Below are 16,845 nucleotides of genomic sequence, written 5' to 3' on the forward strand. Positions count from 1 at the left end.
TACCGCTGGGAGGTGTCCCCATGGGGAGGAAGAGCACGATGTGGGTGCCACGCGCCAGCGGGGCGGAACGAAGTGAGGTAACGGCATGAGTGGGGCCAGCGTTCTCTACGACGTCCCCGGGCCGAAGGCGAAGGTGCGCAACCGCGTCTACACCGTCCTCGGTGGGCTCGTGGTACTCGCCCTGATCGGGTTCGTCGTGATGCGGCTCAACGCGACGGGCCAGTTCGAGCCCGAGCGGTGGGACATCTTCAACAACGCGGGGGTGCGCACCAACATCCGCAACGGCCTGCTGACGACCCTTGAGGTCTTCGCGGTCGCCGCGGTGCTCTCCCTGCTCCTCGGCATCCTGCTGGCGGTCGCACGGCTGTCGGACCACAAGCCCGTGCGCTGGCTGGCGACCGGGTTCATCGAACTCTTCCGCGCCGTCCCGCTGCTGATCACCATCTACGTGATCTGGGTCCTGCTGCTCACCAACCGCGACGCGCTCGGCCTCTCCGGCGACCAGCCGCAGTTCTGGGCCCTGGTCATCGGACTGACGGTCTACAACGGCTCGGTCCAGGCCGAGGTGCTGCGGGCCGGCATCAACTCCGTGCCCAAGGGCCAGAGTGAGGCGGCCTACGCCCTGGGCATGAGCAAGACCCAGGTCATGACGACCGTGCTGATCCCGCAGGCCGTCCGCGCGATGCTGCCGACGATCATCAGCCAGCTCGTGGTGACGCTGAAGGACACCTCCCTCGGCTACATCATCACGTTCGAGGAACTGCTCTACACCGCCCGCCTGATGAGCACCAACATCCTCGTCAACGGCGAGGACACCTACGTCCCGTTCATCATCGTCACCGGCTCCCTCTACGTCGCGATGTGCCTGGCGCTGTCCGCCCTCGCCAACTGGATCGAGCGGCGCGGCCGGCGGGCGAAGACCGGGATCGGTGTGGCGGCGGCCGGCGAGCCGGTGACCGCCACCGACGCCCTGGAGCCCGCGGCTCCGGCCGACGTCCCGGCGGACGCGAAGGACTGACGGTACGACGGCCCGCGCGGCCGGTACGGAACCGTCCGGAGGCGGTGGCAACGGCGCCACCGCCTCCGTCACTTGACGCGAGCGGCCGCAGTGGGTTGCATACGCTGTGTGATCACGCACCGGGCTCCAACTGCCAGTCCCCGCATGTCCCGTACGTACCGGCGGCCCTGGGGAGCAGCGCCGTGGACCCGGTGATCGTCGCCGGGGGCGGCCCGGTCGGCCTCTCCCTCGCGCTCGCCCTCGCCCGGCTCGGCGTCCCCTCCATCGTCCTCGACGAGACCTCCGGCCAGGAGGACACCCGGCCCGCCCGCACCGCCGTCCTCCGCGAGGACACCGCGGCGTTCGTCGGCCGGCTCGGCTGCGCCGCGACCCTGGAGTCCGCCGGCACCCGCTGGACGGCCTGGCGGATCATGCGCCGCCGGCGCCTGGTCGAACGCGTCGCCTTCGCCCCGCACACCGCCGACGACGCGGCCGGGCCCGCCGCCACCTCCCCGGTGCACCTCCCCCAGCACGCCCTCACCCGCGCGCTGCGCGCCGCGCTGGAACGCGAGAAGCTCGCCGAGGTCGTCACCGACAGCCGGCTGACCGACCTCGAACAGGACGAGCACGGCATCAGCGCCCACACCCGCGGCCCCAAGGGGACGTGGTGGCGCGGGAGTTACCTCATCGGCTGCGACGGCCCCCGGTCGACCGTGCGCAAGCTGCTGGACATCCGCTTCCCCGGCCGTACGGCCGTCGAGCGGCATGCGGTGGCCGCGCTGCGCTGCGAACTCCCCTGGCCCGGCGAGGCCCTGCTGCACCGCTCACCGCCCCGGCAGGGCGGGACACCGGGCAGCGAGGTCTCCGCCCGTCCGCTGGCCGACGGCGTCTGGCGGCTGGACTGGCTGCTGCCCCCTGGCCGCGAACTGGTCACCCCGGACGCCCTGGTCGCCCGGATCCGCGACTCGCTGGCCGGCTGGACCACCGAGTACCCGGTCGAGGCCGGCGACGTCGTCGCGGGCTCCGGCGTGGACGGGGGCGGCGCCCGGGGTTCCGGCCACGGCCGGCTGGTCCCCCCGTACGAACTCCTCGACACCGGCGTGCACACCGTCCACCACCGGCTGGCCCGCTGCTGGCGGCAGGGCCGCGCCTTCCTCGCCGGGGACGCCGCACACCTGCTGGGCGCGCTCGGCACCCAGGGGCTGGACGAGGGGCTGCGGGACGCCGAGAACCTCGCCTGGAAGCTGGGACTGGCCTGGCACCACGGCGCCACCGAGACCCTGCTCGACAGCTACCAGGCCGAGCGGCGGGGCGCGGTCGCGGCCCGGCTGCGCGCCGCCGACCAGGCGCTGCCGCTGCTGCGGGACGGCCGCTCGGCCCGCTGGCGCACCGTCCTGCCCGGCGCCGCGCGCGGCCGCAGCACCCTGCTGACCGACGGCCACCTGGGCCGCGGCCCGCTGGGCGCCCCACCGGTGTACGCCCGCACGCCGCTGGCACCGCCCGCCGCGCACACCGGCGGACCGCTCGTCGAGACGCCGCCGGGAGCACCGGTGACGGACGTACCGGTGACCGCGCCGGACGGTTCGGTGGTCCGGCTGCGCACCCGCCTCGGGCGCGGGCTGCTGGTGGTACTGGTGGCGCCCGGCACCACCGTCTGGGACCGCCGGCACTGGCAGTCGGCGGGCCTCATGCCCCGGCTGAGCAGCGCCGCCGCGGCGCTCCCGATGCCCGCCGAGGTCCTGGTCACCGAGTCCTACCCGGGCGCCGCCGCCCACACCGTCCTCCTCGTACGCCCCGACGGCCACCTGGTCACCGCCCTCGCCCCCGGCATCCGCCCGTCCGAACTCCACGCCTGCGCGGAGGCGGTCCGGGGCGGCACACCTGACGACGCCTCGGGGGTCGCGGGGGCTTATGGGCGAGTGAGGGCTGGGGGCTCGGGGAGTGCCTTGGGGAGTGCGGGAGTTTCGGGGGGCTCTGGGGCTTCTGTGGGTTCTGTGGGTGTGCAGAGGGTGGGGGATGTTGAGGGGGTGGTTGGTGGTGCCGATGCGGGGGGCGGTTCCGGGGGTGGTTCCGCAGACGGTTCCGGGGGTCGGGAGGGTGCCGGCGCGGGGGATGGTGCCGGCGCGGGGGGTGGTGCCCGTGCGGGGGATGGTGCCGGCGCTGGGGATGGTGGCCGGGGAGGTCCCCAGGCTGGGGAGGGTTCCGGCGCCGGCAAGGGTGTGCGGGCCGCGGAGGAGTACTGGAGCGAGGACGGAGGGGCAGGCGCGGACGGGAGCGGAGGCGAGCCGGGTTCCGGCGCCAGCGCCGGAACCGATCCGAGAACCCACCCCGGAACCGACCCTGGAACTGACCTGGGAACGAGCGCCGGAGGGGACCCCGGAACGAGCCCCGGGGTGGATACCTGAGCGGGCGCCCGAGGGAGCCGCAGACTGAGCACCGACGCAAGGACCCACCCCAGTCTTCCGGTGGACCCGCCAGTCGACCAGACCAGCTGGCCCGTCCAGCTGGTCCGTCCAGCTGGTCCGTCGAGCTGGCCCGCCCAGTTGGTCCGCCCAGCCGACTCGGCCATGTGATCGCGCAGTCGACTCGATGCGGTTGACTCGTGCAGTTCACTCGTGCAGTTGACCCGTTCCGAACCAGCGTGTTTCACTCCGAGAGTGACTGACCACAGCTCGCGATTCTGGCGGAGGGTCCATCTGGACCTGGTCCGCTATGCGGGCTGCATGTGTCGTCCGTCCTGTTGATCCGCATTTCCTTCCCCGCGCGGCCGCCTGCCCCTGTCCGGCAGCCGCGCCTCTTCGCGATCACTCAGGACGGTTTCCGTGCCCGACGTACGTACCCCCGCGCGCCCGCACACCCCCGGCGATGACACCCCCACCAACGACACCGCCGGCAAGAACGGCGGTCCCAGCGCCTCCGCACTCCTCGACTTCGTCCGCCGTACCGCTGCGGACCCGGCACTCGTCGCCTCCCTGCCGCTCGACCCGGAAGGTCGGACGTGGATCCGGCTGGACGGGCCGGGCGGCAGCGAGGCCTGGCTGATCGGCTGGCCGCCCGGCACCGGCACCGGCTGGCACGACCACGGCGGCTCACACGGGGCGTTCGCCACGGCGACGGGCGAACTGACGGAGCAATCGCTCGCCGCCCAACTGCCCACCGACGGCTGGAAAACCCTGGAACTCACCGACGACGTCGACCGGGAACGCACACTCGCTGACGGCCGCGGCCGAGCCTTCGGCCCCCACCACGTCCACCAGGTCCTCAACACCTCGCCGGACACCCACGCGGTCTCCGTGCACGCCTACTACCCGCCGCTGCCGCTGATGCGCCGCTACAGCCGCACCGGCCAGGTACTCCGCCTGGAAGAGGTCGAGCGTCCGGAGGAGTGGACGTGAGCGCCATCGACGCCCTTCTCGCCGACGCCCGCCGCCAACTGGGCCGCCGGATCGACCCGCAAGAGGCGGCCGCCGTCCAGCAGGCGGGCGGCCTGCTCGTCGACATCCGTTACGCGGAACTACGGGACCGCGACGGCACCATCCCCGGTGCCCTGATCGTGGAACGCAACGAACTGGAATGGCGCCTGGACCCCACCAGCGCACACCGGGCGCCGGAAGCGACCCACCACGATCTGCCCCTCGTGGTGATCTGCAACGAGGGCTACGCCTCCAGCCTCGCCGCCCTCTCCCTCCGCCACCTCGGCCTCCACCGAGCCACCGACCTCACCGGCGGCTTCCAAGCCTGGCGCACAGCCGGCCTGCCGGTCGAGGGTGGGGCCCCGAGATGAGGTGAGGGATGAGGGCCCCGCGAGCCGTCATGCGAGGTAGGCGAGGGCGGAACTTCGGTAAGGGGCTGGGGGCGGGACTTCGATAGGGGCTGGGGGCGGAACGGGTGCGGGCCTTCCTCTCCCCCCCCGGGGCCCCGCCCCGCCCCCACCCCGCTTCCTGCCCACTTCCACGCAGCCCTGACCGACGCGGGACGCTGGCGGTGCCGGAGGCTGCCCGTCCCAAGCCCGACCGTCGCCCGAATCCCCACCCCCGCCGCAATGCCACAACACTCCAGGCCACAACACTCCAGGCCACGACACTCAAGGTCAGGCCAGGAGTAGTCCTCGCTCCGGCCCGCTCCGGCCAGCTCCCGTCGGCTCCACTCCGCTTCGGTCCGATCCGGTCCGCTCCGGCCCGGATCAGTCTTCCCCCAGATGCTCTTCCAGGAGGTCAGGGTCCTCGCCCTCTTCCTCCAGGGCCTGTCTGACCACGCGGAGGGCCAGGCCCTCCGGGTAGCCCTTGCGGGCGAGCATGCCTGCCAGGCGGCGCAGGCGCTTCTCGCGGTCCAGGCCCCTGGTCGTGCGCAGCTTGCGGTCGACCAGTTCGCGGGCAGTGGACTCCTCCTGCTCGGAATCGAGGCGGCCGACCGCCTCGTCGATCAGTGCGGAGTCCACGCCCTTCGTACGCAGCTCCCGAGCGAGGGCCCGCCGGGCCAGGCCGCGCCCGTGGTGGCGGGACTCCACCCAGGCGTCGGCGAAGGCCGCGTCGTTGATCAGTCCGACGTCCTCGAAGCGGGACAGCACGTCCTGCGCGGCCTCATCGGGAATGCCGCGCCGGCGCAAGGCATCCTCAAGCTGTTTACGGGTACGCGGACTCCCGGTGAGCAGGCGCAGGCAGATGGCCCGCGCCTGCTCCTCGGGCGTACGCGGTGGTCCCGCCTCGGCCCTCGACGAGGCGGGTTCGTCCTCGCCGGAGGCGAGAGTGGAACCACCGCCGTTCTGACGGCCACGGCCGCCCCTGCGGCCGTTACGGGTCTCGGCGTCACCGGCAGCGCTGTGGATCCCGTCCGCGCTGTCCGGCCATTCCGTTCGCCGTGTCATGGCGGGCTAGCTCTTGGCCGCAGCGGCCTTGGAACCCTTGGCGCTCTTCGTCGCCGCGGCCGGAGCAGCCGGGGCCGCGTCGGTCGCCGCGCCCGCGGCGTCCGCGCCGGGCTCCGCCGCCGGGTCCTGCGGCTTGACGCCGATGCCCAGCTTCTCCTTGATCTTCTTCTCGATCTCGTTGGCGAGATCGGGGTTGTCCTTGAGGAAGTTGCGGGCGTTCTCCTTGCCCTGTCCGAGCTGGTCGCCCTCGTACGTGTACCAGGCGCCGGACTTGCGGATGAAGCCGTGCTCCACGCCCATGTCGATCAGGCCGCCCTCGCGGCTGATGCCCTGGCCGTAGAGGATGTCGAACTCGGCCTGCTTGAAGGGCGGCGAGACCTTGTTCTTGACGACCTTGACGCGGGTGCGGTTGCCCACGGCTTCGGTGCCGTCCTTGAGGGTTTCGATGCGGCGGATGTCCAGGCGGACCGAGGCGTAGAACTTCAGCGCCCGGCCACCGGTCGTGGTCTCCGGCGAGCCGAACATCACGCCGATCTTCTCGCGGAGCTGGTTGATGAAGATCGCCGTGGTCTTGGACTGATTGAGCGCGCTGGTGATCTTGCGCAGGGCCTGGCTCATCAGCCGGGCCTGGAGGCCGACGTGGGAGTCGCCCATCTCGCCCTCGATCTCGGCCCGCGGCACCAGGGCGGCGACGGAGTCGATCACGATGAGGTCGAGCGCACCGGAGCGGACCAGCATGTCCACGATTTCCAGGGCCTGCTCGCCGTTGTCGGGCTGGGACAGGATCAGGGCGTCGGTGTCCACGCCGAGCTTCTTGGCGTACTCGGGGTCGAGCGCGTGCTCGGCGTCGATGAACGCGACGGAGCCGCCGGCCCGCTGGGCGTTCGCGACCGCGTGCAGGGTCAGGGTCGTCTTACCGGAGGATTCCGGGCCGTAGACCTCGATGACGCGGCCTCGGGGGAGGCCGCCGACGCCCAGGGCGACGTCGAGGGCGGTGGATCCGGTGGGGATGACCTCGATGGGCTCCTTCGACCGCTCCCCCATGCGCATCACTGCGCCCTTGCCGAATTGCCGTTCAATCTGTGCGAGTGCGGCGTCCAGCGCCTTCTCGCGGTCAGTGCCTGCCATGGGTTCCACCCGATTTGCTTGAGTCGATCGCTTCACGTCCATGACGCTAACGCCTGCCACTGACAATGCGCCCGGACCCGGCTCCGGCCTGTGGATAACTTCGCGGGTATCCCGGAATCACGGGCCGGATCTCTCATGAGAATAGCTGTTCGATTTTTGTGTCAAGCGCCGCACCACGCCGTGTGCCCCGCGGTCCGCGGTGTCAGCCCGCGTCGGGCGCGCCCTGCTGTGCGGTGGCGTCCCGGCCGGCCGAGTCCGTGTCCTGCCCCACCGGGTCCTTCCCGTCGGGCCGGTCCTCGTTGCGCTCGGCGGCGTGGCGCACGCGGGCGAGGAGGTCGGCGGCGCGTCGGCGGCGGGCCTTGCCGTGGACCCGAAGGTCGTCGGGCACGGCGTAGCGCTTGACGTACGCACCGAGGAACGCCTGCAGGGTGGCCGTGGCCGGGATGGCGATCAGTGCGCCCACCGCGCCCATGAGGGCCGTGCCGGCGACGACCGATCCGAAGGCGACGGCGGGATGGATGTCCACCGTCTTGGCGGTGATCCGTGGCTGGAGGAGGTAGTTCTCGAACTGCTGGTAGATCACGACGAAGCCGAAGACCCACAGGGCGTGCCAGGGGTCGACGGTGAAGGCGATCAGGATCGGCAGCGCGCCCGCGAGGTACGTGCCGATGGTCGGGATGAACTGGGAGACCAGGCCCACCCACATGCCCAGCGCCGGGGCGTACGGCACGCCCATCAGCTCCAGCAGGACGTAGTGCGCAAGGCCGGAGATCAGGGCCATCAGGCCGCGCGAGTAGAGGTATCCGCCGGTCTTGGCGACAGCGATCTCCCAGGCGCGCAGCACCTCCTCCTGGCGGCGGGGCGGGAGGACGGAGCACAGCGCGCGGCGCAGTCGGGGGCCGTCGGCGGCGAAGTAGAACGAGAAGAGGGCGACGGTCAGGAGGTTGAACAGGCTGCCCAGCACGGTCGCGGAGACGGCGAGGACGTTGTTGGCGCTGTCCTGGACGTACTTCTGCAGCCAGTCGGACCGGAGCAGGTTGTTCTGCACCTCGACCCGGGAGAGGTGGGAGTGCAGGGTGCTGTTGATCCAGCTGATGACGGAGTCGAGGTACTGCGGGAATTCCTCGACCATGGTGGCTATCTGGCCGGCGAGCATCGAGCCCAGCAGCGCGAAGAAGCCGGCCGCGGCGACGAGGATGCCGAGGAAGACCAGGCCGGTGGCCAGGCCGCGCCGCATGCCGCGGGCCGCCATCCAGGAGACGGCCGGTTCGACGGCTAGCGCCAGGAAGAACGCGATCAGCACGTTCAACAGCAGCGAGATGAGCTGGTGGAATCCCCAGGTGGCGAGCTGGAAGCAGGCCACGAGGGCGAGCGCGAGCACCATGGCGCGCGGCAGCCAGCGCGGCATCCGGGCGTCGGACCGGGCGTCCGGCCGGTCCTCGGGGTGGGGGACGTCGTTGCTGGTGATCTCATCAGACACAGGCACGAAGCCAAGTGTCGCGCACCGCGCCGACTGCTCCGGCCGCGTTCGGGTCCAGCCGCTTCAGCGCTTCTCGGGCGGCACGTCCATGGCGGCGCAGACCACCCGCCACACCTCTTTGGCGCTCCACCCGGCGGCCAGTGCTTCGTGGACGGTCCGGCCGCCGAGGCCGGACATCACGTGATCGCGCGCGAAGGAGTCGGCGTACGACGCGCCGAAGTGATCCGCCATCCGCTGCCAGAAGACCGTCAACCGCATGCCTCCAGTATCCCGCCCTGGGCTGGCAGGGGGGCGCGAGCCGGTGCCGCCGGAGGATTTCGGCCCTACCGTCGGGCCATGGCCGAAAACGCAAGCCCTCCTCCGACCCCTCTGGCGCGTGCGGAGCGATTCATCTGGCTGACCGCCCGGGTACTCGAACAGCGGCTCTTCGAGTACGACTTCCTCGGCGGCGGTGCGGACCCGGTGGAGACCGCGCTCGCCGCGTACCGCAACGACGACGACGGCTTCGGCCACGCCCTGGAGCCCGATCTGCGCGGACCCGTGAGCCAGCCGCTGCACACCGCGCACGCCCTGAAGGTCCTGGATCTGATCGGGCGCTGTGACGGCCGTCAGGTGGAGCGGATCTGCCGCTATCTGACGAAGATCTCGACTCCCGAGGGAGCACTGCCCGCGCTGCACCCCTCCCAGCGTGGTTACCCGGCCGCCCCGTGGATCCCGGTGGTCGACGATCCGCCGAGCGCGCTCCTGGCGACCGGCCCGGTGGTGGGCACGCTGCACCGCAACGAGGTGTGGCACGCCTGGCTCTTCCGGGCCACGGACTACTGCTGGGCGGCGGTGGAGTCGCTGAAGGGGACCCATCCGTACGAGGTGGAGGCGGCGCTGGCGTTCCTGGACGGCGCGCCGGACCGGCCGCGGGCCGCCGCGGCGGCCGAGCGGCTGGGGCGGCTGGTCAGGGAGGAGGGCCTGGTGCTGCTGGATCCGGGGCGGGCGGCCGAGGTCCCGGTGGCGCCGGGGTACGCCCCCGGGGAGCACCACTTCGCGTACAACTATGCGCCGTCACCCGGTTCCCTGGCCCGCGGCTGGTTCTCCGACGAGGAGATGGACCGGGCCCTGGACCACCTCCTGGCGCTGCAGGAGGAGGACGGCGGCTGGCCGGTGAACTGGCGGATCTGGGCACCGGGGACGGCGCTGGAGAGCCGCCCGATGGTGACGCTGAAGGCATTGCGTACCTTGCGGGCGTACGGACGGCAGCTGGGCTGAGCGACCGGTCCGGGCCGGTCGTCCGCGCCGCGCCCGGACCTCTTGGGTGAGCATGCGGGTGGCCCCTCCCCCGGGGCCGCCCGCATGCTGCGTTCGCCCTCCGTCCCAGGGGAGGGCGTCCCCCGGCCCGGGGCGCGTCAGCCGCCCAGCGCCCGTACGCCTGCCGTGACGGCCACGGCGACGCCGACGACCAGCAGGAACGGCGCGCGCAGGGCGAGCGCGACGGCCGCGGCGGCCACGCCTGCGGCCTTGGCGTCGAGCATCAGGTGGTGGCCGTCGCTGAAGGTCTGCTGTGCGGTGAGCGCGGCCAGCAGGGCCACCGGAAGCAGCGCCGCCAGCCGCTTGACGAGCGGGCGTTCCAGGACACCGGCGGGCGCGGACAGGCCGAGGTACTTGACCAGGTAGCAGCCGACGGCGGTGGCGGCGATGGCGATCCAGACGTTCATGCCTGCTTCTCCTCGGTGGCGGGGCGGCCCTGCGCGTCGCCCGTGTGGGTCGTGTCGTTGCCGGCGCCCTTCGCCCGTGCTCGGCGGCCCTGTACGACGAGGACTGCGGGGGCGGCGAGCGCCGAGAGCAGGACCGGTACCCCGGTGGGCAGCAGCGGCAGCGTGGTCATGACCAGGACGACCGCGAGGCCGGCGGCCGCCCGCTCGGCGGTGCTCCGCAGCATCGGTGCGAGCAGCGCCAGGAAGACCGCGGGGCTGGCTGCGTCCAGGCCCCAGGCGTCGGTGTCGCCGAGCGCCGCGGCCCCGAGGGCGCCGATGAGGGTGGTGAGGTTCCACAGGACGTAGAGGCTCAGGCCGGTGACGGTGAAGCCGAGCCGGGCGCTGCGGCGGTCCGGCTGGGCCAGGGTGACGGCGGTGGTTTCGTCGATGACCCAGTGGGCGGCGAAGGGCCGGACCGCCGCCCGGTGGCCGAGGACGGCGGAGAGCCGCAGGCCGTAGAAGGCGTTGCGCACGCCGAGGAAGAAGGCCCCGGCCGCGGCGGTGAGTGGGTTGCCGCCCGCGGCGAGCGCGCCGACCAGGGCGAACTGTGAGGCGCCGGTGAACACGAGCAGGCTCAGCGCGCAGGTCTGGAGCAGGGTGAGGCCGGAGCCGGCCGAGGTCACGCCGAAGGCGAACCCGGAGAGGCCGACGGCGATGCCGACGCCGAGGGCGTCCCGGATGACGGCGGAGTCGGGTTTGGCGGGCCGTGCCGGTTCCGGCGTCGCGGCCTTTCCGGTGGGGCGTATGTCTGTCTGTTCTGCCACGCCCGGGACCTTAGGCGGGGGCGCTCCCGGTGGTCTTGTACGTTCTTGCGCCTCCTGCCGGGCGCGGGCCGCTCACAGGGCGCGTTCCTTGCGGTACGCGCCGGGCGGTACCCCGACGATCCGGGTGAAGTGGCGGTTCAGGTGCGGCTGGTCGGTGAAGCCGACCGCGACGGCGGTGTCGGCGGGCGGGTGGCCGGCCTCCAGGAGGGTGCGGGCCCGGCGGACCCGGGCATCGGTGAGCCAGGCGTGCGGGGGCATCCCGTAGGCGGCCTTGAAGGCCCGCAGCAGGGCGAACGGGCTGGTGCCGAGGTCGTGTGCCAGGTGTTCCAGGGAGGGCGGGTCGGCCATCCGGTCCTCCAGTACGGCACGGGCGCGGGCCGCGTTGCGCGCGCCCGCGCTGCGTGGGGTGCGTGCCGGGAGGGGGCCTCCGTAGCGGCGCAGCAGCCGGGCGACGGTGAGGCGCAGCAGGCTGTCGGCGGCGAGCGCGTTGCCGGCCTCGGCGGCCCGGTGGACGTCGGTGATCATGCGGGCGAGCCGGGGGTCCTCGGCGACGGTTTCGGTGAAGCCGGCGGTGCCGCGCAGGGCCGTGGTCTCGTCGGCTATCTCGGCGACGAGGTCGGACGACGGGTAGAGGGTGGCGTAGGTCCACCCTTCGGGGGCGCCGGCCCGTGCGGTGTGGGCGACCTCGGGGTTGATCATCATGATGCCGCCCTGCCCGGCCCGGACGGTGCCCTTCTGGAAGCCGACCTCCTCGATGCCGGAGGTGACCGCGCAGACGACGTAGCCGTCGTGGGCGTGGCGGGGGAAGGAGTGCCGTACGTAGCGGGCGCGCAGCAGGTCGAGACCGGGCAGGCCCGGGTAGCGCCAGTGCCGGGCCCACTCCCCGCGCTCCCGTGGCGTGGCGTCGGTGCCCGGTGCGCGGTCCGCGGCCGCGCTGTCGCCGCTGACCGTGATCATGTCTCCATTCTGCGTCCGGATCGCACGCCCGTGACCTGGGGGTCCGAGGCGTGGACGGCGGGCGGGGCGGTCCGCCGGCGCCCGGGGGGGCCGCGTTGTCAGTGGTCCGGTGCACGATGGGGAACATGGCCAAGGCAGCGCTCGACTCGTTCTCGCCGGCGACCCGCGGATGGTTCGCCGGGGCGTTCCGCGCGCCCACCGCCGCGCAGGAGGGCGCCTGGCAGGCGATCGGCGCGGGCTCGGACGTCCTGGTGGTCGCGCCGACGGGTTCCGGCAAGACGCTCGCCGCGTTCCTGGCGTCGCTGGACGCGCTGGCGTCCATGCCGCCGCCTGCGGAGCCCAGGAAGCGCTGCCGGGTGCTGTATGTGTCGCCGCTGAAGGCGCTGGCCGTCGACGTGGAGCGCAATCTGCGCAGCCCGCTGACGGGTATCCGGCAGGAGTCCGTCCGGTTGGGCCTGCCGGAGCCGGACATCAGGGTGGGTATCCGTTCCGGGGACACGCCCCCGGCGGAGCGCCGGGCGCTCGCCAACCGCCCGCCGGACATCCTCATCACGACGCCCGAGTCGCTGTTCCTGATGCTGACGTCCTCGGCGCGGGAGGCGCTGGCGGGCGTCGAGACGGTGATCGTGGACGAGGTGCACGCGGTCGCCGGCACGAAGCGCGGGGCGCATCTGGCGCTGTCCCTGGAGCGGCTGGACGAGCTGCTGGACCGTCCGGCGCGCCGGATCGGGCTGTCGGCGACGGTGCGCCCGGTGGAGGAGGTGGCCCGCTATCTGTCGCCGCAGCGCCGGGTGGAGATCGTCCAGCCGCCGTCGGGGAAGCGGTTCGAGTTGTCGGTGGTCGTCCCGGTCGAGGACATGGGCGAGCTGGGCAGCGCCCCGGTCCGGGAGGGGGAGACCGGTGAGAAGCCGTCCATCTGGCCCCAGGTCGAGGAGCGGATCGCCGATCTGGTGCAGGCCCACCGCTCCACGATCGTCTTCGCCAACTCGCGCCGGCTGGCGGAGCGGCTGTGCAACCGACTCAACGAGATCGCCTACGAGCGGACGACGGGAACGGCGCTGCCGGAGCACCACTCCCCCGCGGAGCTGATGGCCGAGGCCGGTGCCGCGAAGGGCGCTCCGCCGCTGTTGGCGCGGGCGCACCACGGCTCGGTCTCCAAGGAGCAGCGTGCCCAGGTGGAGGAGGACCTGAAGGCGGGCCGGCTGCCGGCCGTGGTCGCCACGTCCAGTCTGGAGCTGGGCATCGACATGGGCGCGGTCGATTTGGTGGTGCAGGTGGAGTCGCCGCCGTCGGTGGCGTCCGGTCTGCAGCGGGTGGGCCGGGCCGGCCATCAGGTCGGGGCCGTCTCGACGGGCATCGTGTTCCCGAAGTACCGCGGCGATCTGGTGCAGGCAGCCGTGGTGACGGAGCGGATGCGGACCGGCGCCATCGAGGCGCTGCGGGTGCCCGCCAATCCGCTGGACGTGCTCGCCCAGCAGGTCGTGGCGATGGCTGCGATGGACACCTGGGTCGTGGAGGAGCTGCTGGCCGTCGTCCGGCGGGCGGCGCCGTTCGCCGCGCTGCCGGAGTCGGCGTTCCGGTCCGTGCTGGACATGCTCGCCGGCCGCTATCCCTCGGACGCGTTCGCCGAGCTGCGGCCGCGCCTGGTGTGGGACCGGGTCGCCCAGACGGTCACGGGGCGCCCCGGCGCCCAGCGGCTGGCCGTGACGTCGGGGGGCACGATCCCGGACCGCGGTCTGTTCGGGGTGTTCCTGGCCGGCGGCGACTCCGGCAAGGGGGGTGGCGGGCGCCGGGTGGGCGAGCTCGACGAGGAGATGGTCTACGAATCCCGGGTCGGCGACGTCTTCACGCTCGGTACGACGTCCTGGCGGATCGAGGACATCACCCGGGACCGGGTGCTGGTCACACCCGCCCCCGGGGTGCCCGGCCGGCTGCCGTTCTGGAAGGGCGACCAGCTGGGCCGCCCCCTGGAGCTGGGGCGGGCGCTGGGTGCGTTCCTCAGGGAGATCGGGGCCGCCGACCCGGAGGAGGCGCGGAGCCGGCTGGCCGCGGCCGGGCTGGACGACTGGGCGGTCTCCAATGTGCTGGGCTATCTCGCCGAGCAGCGGCAGGCCTGCGGCCATGTCCCCGATGACCGCACGATCGTCGTCGAGCGGTTCCGCGACGAGCTCGGCGACTGGCGGGTGGTCATCCACTCCCCGTTCGGCGCGCAGGTGCACGCCCCGTGGGCGCTGGCCCTCGGCTCCCGGCTGGCCGAGCGCTACGGCCTGGACGCCCAGGTGATGCACGCCGACGACGGCATCGTGCTGCGCCTGCCGGACGCCGACCTGATGGGCCTCGACCTCCTCGACGGGGACGGCGGGTTCGGCGCGGCCGGTGACCCGGGGCTGGGTGCGCGCGGCGCGGAGTACGACCCGGAGCAGTCCCCGGTGGGGGCCGCCGACGTCGCCTTCGATCCGGGCGACGTCGATCAGCTCGTCACGGACCAGGTGGGCGGCTCGGCGCTGTTCGCCTCCCGGTTCCGCGAGTGCGCCGCCCGCGCCCTGCTGCTGCCGCGCCGCAACCCCGGCAAGCGCACCCCGCTGTGGCAGCAGCGGCAGCGCGCGGCCCAACTGCTCCAGGTGGCCAGCGAGTTCGGGTCCTTCCCGATCGTGCTGGAGGCCGTCCGCGAGTGTCTCCAGGACGTCTTCGACGTGCCCGGTCTGACGGAGCTGATGGGTGACCTCGAGGCCCGCCGGGTCCGCCTGGTGGAGGTCACGACCCCCGAGCCGTCCCCGTTCGCCCGCTCGCTGCTGTTCGGCTACGTCGCCCAGTTCCTGTACGAGGGCGACTCCCCGCTCGCCGAGCGGCGGGCCGCCGCGCTGTCGCTGGACTCGCGGCTGCTCGCCGAGCTGCTGGGCCAGGCCGAGCTGCGCGAGCTGCTGGACGCCGAGGTGCTGGCCGAGCTGGAGCGCGAGCTGCAGTGGCTTTCGGAGGACCGCCGGGTCAAGGACGCGGAGGGGGTGGCCGACGTCCTGCGGCTGCTGGGGCCGCTGACCGACGCCGAGCTGGTCGAGCGCGGCGCCGATCCGGCATGGCCGCGGGAGCTGGCCGCCGCCCGGCGGGCCATCTCGGTGCGGATCGCCGGCGCCGACCACTGGGCCGCCGTCGAGGACGCCGGCCGGCTGCGGGACGCTCTCGGCACGGCGCTGCCGGTCGGCGTCCCGGAGTCCTTCACGGAACCGGTCAAGGATCCGCTGGGCGATCTGCTGTCCCGCTTCGCCCGTACGCACGGCCCGTTCACGTCCGACCAGGCCGCCGCCCGCTTCGGACTGGGCACCGCGGTCACGGACGGCGCGCTGCACCGCCTCGCCGCCGCCGGCCGCGTCGTCCAGGGCGAGTTCCATCCGGCGGGTATCGGCCAGGAGTGGTGCGACGCCCAGGTGCTGCGCAGACTGCGGCGCCGTTCGCTGGCCGCGCTGCGTGAGGAGCTGGAGCCGGTGCCGCCGGCGGCGCTCGCCGCCTTCCTGCCCCAGTGGCAGCATGTCGCCGCGCCGCGTCCGGCCCCGGTGAGCGGCCCGCCGGCGCCGTCCGGCGGAGCGTCGCACAGCCTGCGCGGAATCGACGGGCTGGTGCGCGCCGTCGAGCAGTTGCAGGGCGCGCCGGTGCCGGCCTCGGCCCTGGAGAAGCTGGTGCTGCCGTCCCGCGTCGGCGGATACACCCCGGCCATGCTGGACGAACTGACCGCCACCGGCGAGGTGTTGTGGGCCGGTGCCGGTGCGCTGCCCGGCAAGGACGGCTGGCTCTCGCTGCATCTCGCCGACGCGGCTCCGCTGCTGCTGCCGCCGCCGCTCCCGCTGGAGCTGACCGCCCTCCATGAGTCGCTGCTGGCCGCGCTCGCCCCCGGGTACGGCCTGTTCTTCCGCCAGCTCGCCGACCAGGTCCGGGCGACCACCCACCCCGAGGTGACCGATCCCCAACTGGCCGACGCGCTCTGGGACCTGGCGTGGTCGGGCCGGCTGACCAATGACACCCTCGCCCCGCTGCGGGCGCTGCTCGGCTCGGGCCGTACGGCCGGTTCGACGGCGCACCGCGCCCGGCGCGCCGTCCCCCGCGGGCGGTACGGCTCGCTGGCCATGGCCGCGGGCCACGGCGTCCGGCCCACGGCGTCCCGGTCGGGCCCGCCGACCGTCGGCGGCCGCTGGTCGCTGCTGCCCGCTCCCGAGCCGGACCCCACCCACCGCGCGCACGCCCTGGCCCGTACGCTCCTGGACCGGCACGGCATCGTCACCCGCGGGGCGGTCGCGGCCGAAGGGGTCGAGGGCGGTTTCTCCGCCGCGTACCGCGTCCTGGCCGCGTTCGAGGAGTCCGGGCAGGCCCGCCGCGGCTATGTCGTCGAGGGGCTGGGCGCCGCCCAGTTCGCGATGGACGGTGCGGTGGACCGGCTGCGCGCGGTGAACACCCAGCGGGAGCGCACCGTCGACGAGGCGCTGCCGGACGGCGGGCCGCAGCGGCGCGGCGGTCCGCAGCGGGCCGTGGTGCTGGCCGCCGCCGATCCGGCCAATGCCTACGGCGCCGCCCTGTCCTGGCCCGATCCGCCCGAGGGCTCGACCCACAAGCCCGGCCGGAAGGCGGGCTCCATGGTGGTCCTGGTCGACGGTGAGCTGACGCTCTACATGGAGCGCGGCGGCAAGACCCTGCTGATGTGGCCGCTGGGCCAGGACCCGGCCGGGGCCACGACGGACCCGCGGCTGCGGATCGCGGTGGAGGCGCTCACCGACGCCGCCCGGGCCGGTGCGCTGGGCACGATCACCACCGAGCGCATCAACGGCACCGCGGCCCTCACCTCCCCGTTCGCCGCCGTCCTGGAGTCCGCCGGCTTCCACCCGACGCCGCGGGGGCTGCGGCTGCGCGGCTGACGGCGCCGGCGG

At 73.5% G+C, this 16,845-nt stretch carries 13 protein-coding genes and 1 pseudogene; 7 read left to right on the top strand and 7 right to left on the bottom strand.

Annotation, left to right across the window (positions count from 1 at the left end):
- The first annotated feature begins 85 nt into the window (after nucleotides 1-85).
- The 5 genes and pseudogenes from IG62_RS0128540 to IG62_RS0128555 all read left to right on the top strand — a co-directional run bounded on the left by IG62_RS0128540 (nucleotide 86) and on the right by IG62_RS0128555 (nucleotide 4,781).
- Complete coding sequence (locus IG62_RS0128540) at nucleotides 86-1,018, top strand: amino acid ABC transporter permease (RefSeq protein WP_030809411.1); 933 nt, start codon at nucleotides 86-88, stop codon at nucleotides 1,016-1,018.
- Nucleotides 1,019-1,200: 182 nt separating this feature from the next.
- Nucleotides 1,201-2,889: pseudogene (locus IG62_RS0128545) on the top strand (FAD-dependent monooxygenase); the annotation flags it as partial.
- 765 nt (nucleotides 2,890-3,654) lie between these two features.
- Nucleotides 3,655-3,741 (top strand): putative leader peptide, encoded by an 87-nt coding sequence (locus IG62_RS49940; RefSeq protein ID WP_311044721.1) that lies wholly within the window; start codon nucleotides 3,655-3,657, stop codon nucleotides 3,739-3,741.
- 78 nt (nucleotides 3,742-3,819) lie between these two features.
- Nucleotides 3,820-4,392: a cysteine dioxygenase gene (locus IG62_RS0128550; RefSeq protein WP_030809416.1), complete on the top strand. Its 573-nt coding sequence runs from the start codon at nucleotides 3,820-3,822 to the stop codon at nucleotides 4,390-4,392.
- A complete protein-coding gene (locus IG62_RS0128555) occupies nucleotides 4,389-4,781 on the top strand; it encodes a rhodanese-like domain-containing protein (RefSeq protein WP_030809419.1) in 393 nt (130 codons plus the stop codon). Before IG62_RS0128550 ends, IG62_RS0128555 begins: the two co-directional genes overlap by 4 nt.
- Nucleotides 4,782-5,180: 399 nt before the next feature.
- Here the strand turns inward: IG62_RS0128555 and recX are convergent, their stop codons facing one another.
- The 4 genes from recX to IG62_RS0128575 all read right to left on the bottom strand — a co-directional run bounded on the left by recX (nucleotide 5,181) and on the right by IG62_RS0128575 (nucleotide 8,727).
- Nucleotides 5,181-5,861, bottom strand: coding sequence for a recombination regulator RecX (gene recX / locus IG62_RS0128560; protein ID WP_030809422.1), 681 nt, complete (start codon nucleotides 5,859-5,861; stop codon nucleotides 5,181-5,183).
- 6 nt (nucleotides 5,862-5,867) lie between these two features.
- Complete coding sequence (gene recA / locus IG62_RS0128565) at nucleotides 5,868-6,989, bottom strand: recombinase RecA (RefSeq protein ID WP_030809425.1); 1,122 nt, start codon at nucleotides 6,987-6,989, stop codon at nucleotides 5,868-5,870.
- A 202-nt stretch (nucleotides 6,990-7,191) separates the two neighbouring features.
- Entirely contained in the window at nucleotides 7,192-8,397 is a 1,206-nt protein-coding gene (locus IG62_RS0128570) for an AI-2E family transporter (protein WP_234326792.1), read from the bottom strand.
- A 135-nt stretch (nucleotides 8,398-8,532) separates the two neighbouring features.
- Nucleotides 8,533-8,727 carry a DUF3046 domain-containing protein gene (locus IG62_RS0128575; protein ID WP_030809431.1) on the bottom strand — a complete coding sequence of 65 codons (195 nt, stop codon included), beginning with the start codon at nucleotides 8,725-8,727 and terminating at the stop codon, nucleotides 8,533-8,535.
- A gap of 78 nt (nucleotides 8,728-8,805) precedes the next feature.
- Here IG62_RS0128575 and IG62_RS0128580 point away from each other — a divergent pair, with 78 nt between their 5' ends.
- Nucleotides 8,806-9,729: a hypothetical protein gene (locus IG62_RS0128580; protein WP_030809434.1), complete on the top strand. Its 924-nt coding sequence runs from the start codon at nucleotides 8,806-8,808 to the stop codon at nucleotides 9,727-9,729.
- A 137-nt stretch (nucleotides 9,730-9,866) separates the two neighbouring features.
- Here the strand turns inward: IG62_RS0128580 and IG62_RS0128585 are convergent, their stop codons facing one another.
- From IG62_RS0128585 to IG62_RS0128595, 3 genes are all read right to left on the bottom strand, one after another.
- Nucleotides 9,867-10,175, bottom strand: coding sequence for an AzlD domain-containing protein (locus tag IG62_RS0128585; RefSeq protein ID WP_030809438.1), 309 nt, complete (start codon nucleotides 10,173-10,175; stop codon nucleotides 9,867-9,869).
- Complete coding sequence (locus IG62_RS0128590; protein ID WP_030809441.1) at nucleotides 10,172-10,978, bottom strand: AzlC family ABC transporter permease; 807 nt, start codon at nucleotides 10,976-10,978, stop codon at nucleotides 10,172-10,174. Before IG62_RS0128590 ends, IG62_RS0128585 begins: the two co-directional genes overlap by 4 nt.
- 72 nt (nucleotides 10,979-11,050) lie before the next feature.
- On the bottom strand, nucleotides 11,051-11,935 hold the full coding sequence (locus IG62_RS0128595; RefSeq protein ID WP_030809445.1) for an AraC family transcriptional regulator: 885 nt from the start codon (nucleotides 11,933-11,935) through the stop codon (nucleotides 11,051-11,053).
- 125 nt (nucleotides 11,936-12,060) lie between these two features.
- Between IG62_RS0128595 and IG62_RS0128600 the strand changes: the two genes are divergently transcribed.
- Nucleotides 12,061-16,833: a DEAD/DEAH box helicase gene (locus tag IG62_RS0128600; RefSeq protein ID WP_030809448.1), complete on the top strand. Its 4,773-nt coding sequence runs from the start codon at nucleotides 12,061-12,063 to the stop codon at nucleotides 16,831-16,833.
- Nucleotides 16,834-16,845: the final 12 nt, after the last annotated feature.

Source organism: Streptomyces sp. NRRL S-337 (assembly GCF_000720175.1).
Lineage (GTDB): Bacteria > Actinomycetota > Actinomycetes > Streptomycetales > Streptomycetaceae > Streptomyces > Streptomyces siderophoricus.

What these genes read in the sequence shown, in the direction of transcription:
- IG62_RS0128540 (WP_030809411.1), top strand. Translation starts at nt 86, where the DNA reads ATGAGTGGGGCCAGCGTTCTCTACGACGTCCCCGGGCCGAAGGCGAAG.
- recX (WP_030809422.1), bottom strand. Translation starts at nt 5,861, where the DNA reads ATGACACGGCGAACGGAATGGCCGGACAGCGCGGACGGGATCCACAGC.
- recA (WP_030809425.1), bottom strand. Translation starts at nt 6,989, where the DNA reads ATGGCAGGCACTGACCGCGAGAAGGCGCTGGACGCCGCACTCGCACAG.
- IG62_RS0128570 (WP_234326792.1), bottom strand. Translation starts at nt 8,397, where the DNA reads ATGCCGCGCTGGCTGCCGCGCGCCATGGTGCTCGCGCTCGCCCTCGTG.
- IG62_RS0128575 (WP_030809431.1), bottom strand. Translation starts at nt 8,727, where the DNA reads ATGCGGTTGACGGTCTTCTGGCAGCGGATGGCGGATCACTTCGGCGCG.
- IG62_RS0128580 (WP_030809434.1), top strand. Translation starts at nt 8,806, where the DNA reads ATGGCCGAAAACGCAAGCCCTCCTCCGACCCCTCTGGCGCGTGCGGAG.
- IG62_RS0128585 (WP_030809438.1), bottom strand. Translation starts at nt 10,175, where the DNA reads ATGAACGTCTGGATCGCCATCGCCGCCACCGCCGTCGGCTGCTACCTG.
- IG62_RS0128595 (WP_030809445.1), bottom strand. Translation starts at nt 11,935, where the DNA reads ATGATCACGGTCAGCGGCGACAGCGCGGCCGCGGACCGCGCACCGGGC.
- IG62_RS0128600 (WP_030809448.1), top strand. Translation starts at nt 12,061, where the DNA reads ATGGCCAAGGCAGCGCTCGACTCGTTCTCGCCGGCGACCCGCGGATGG.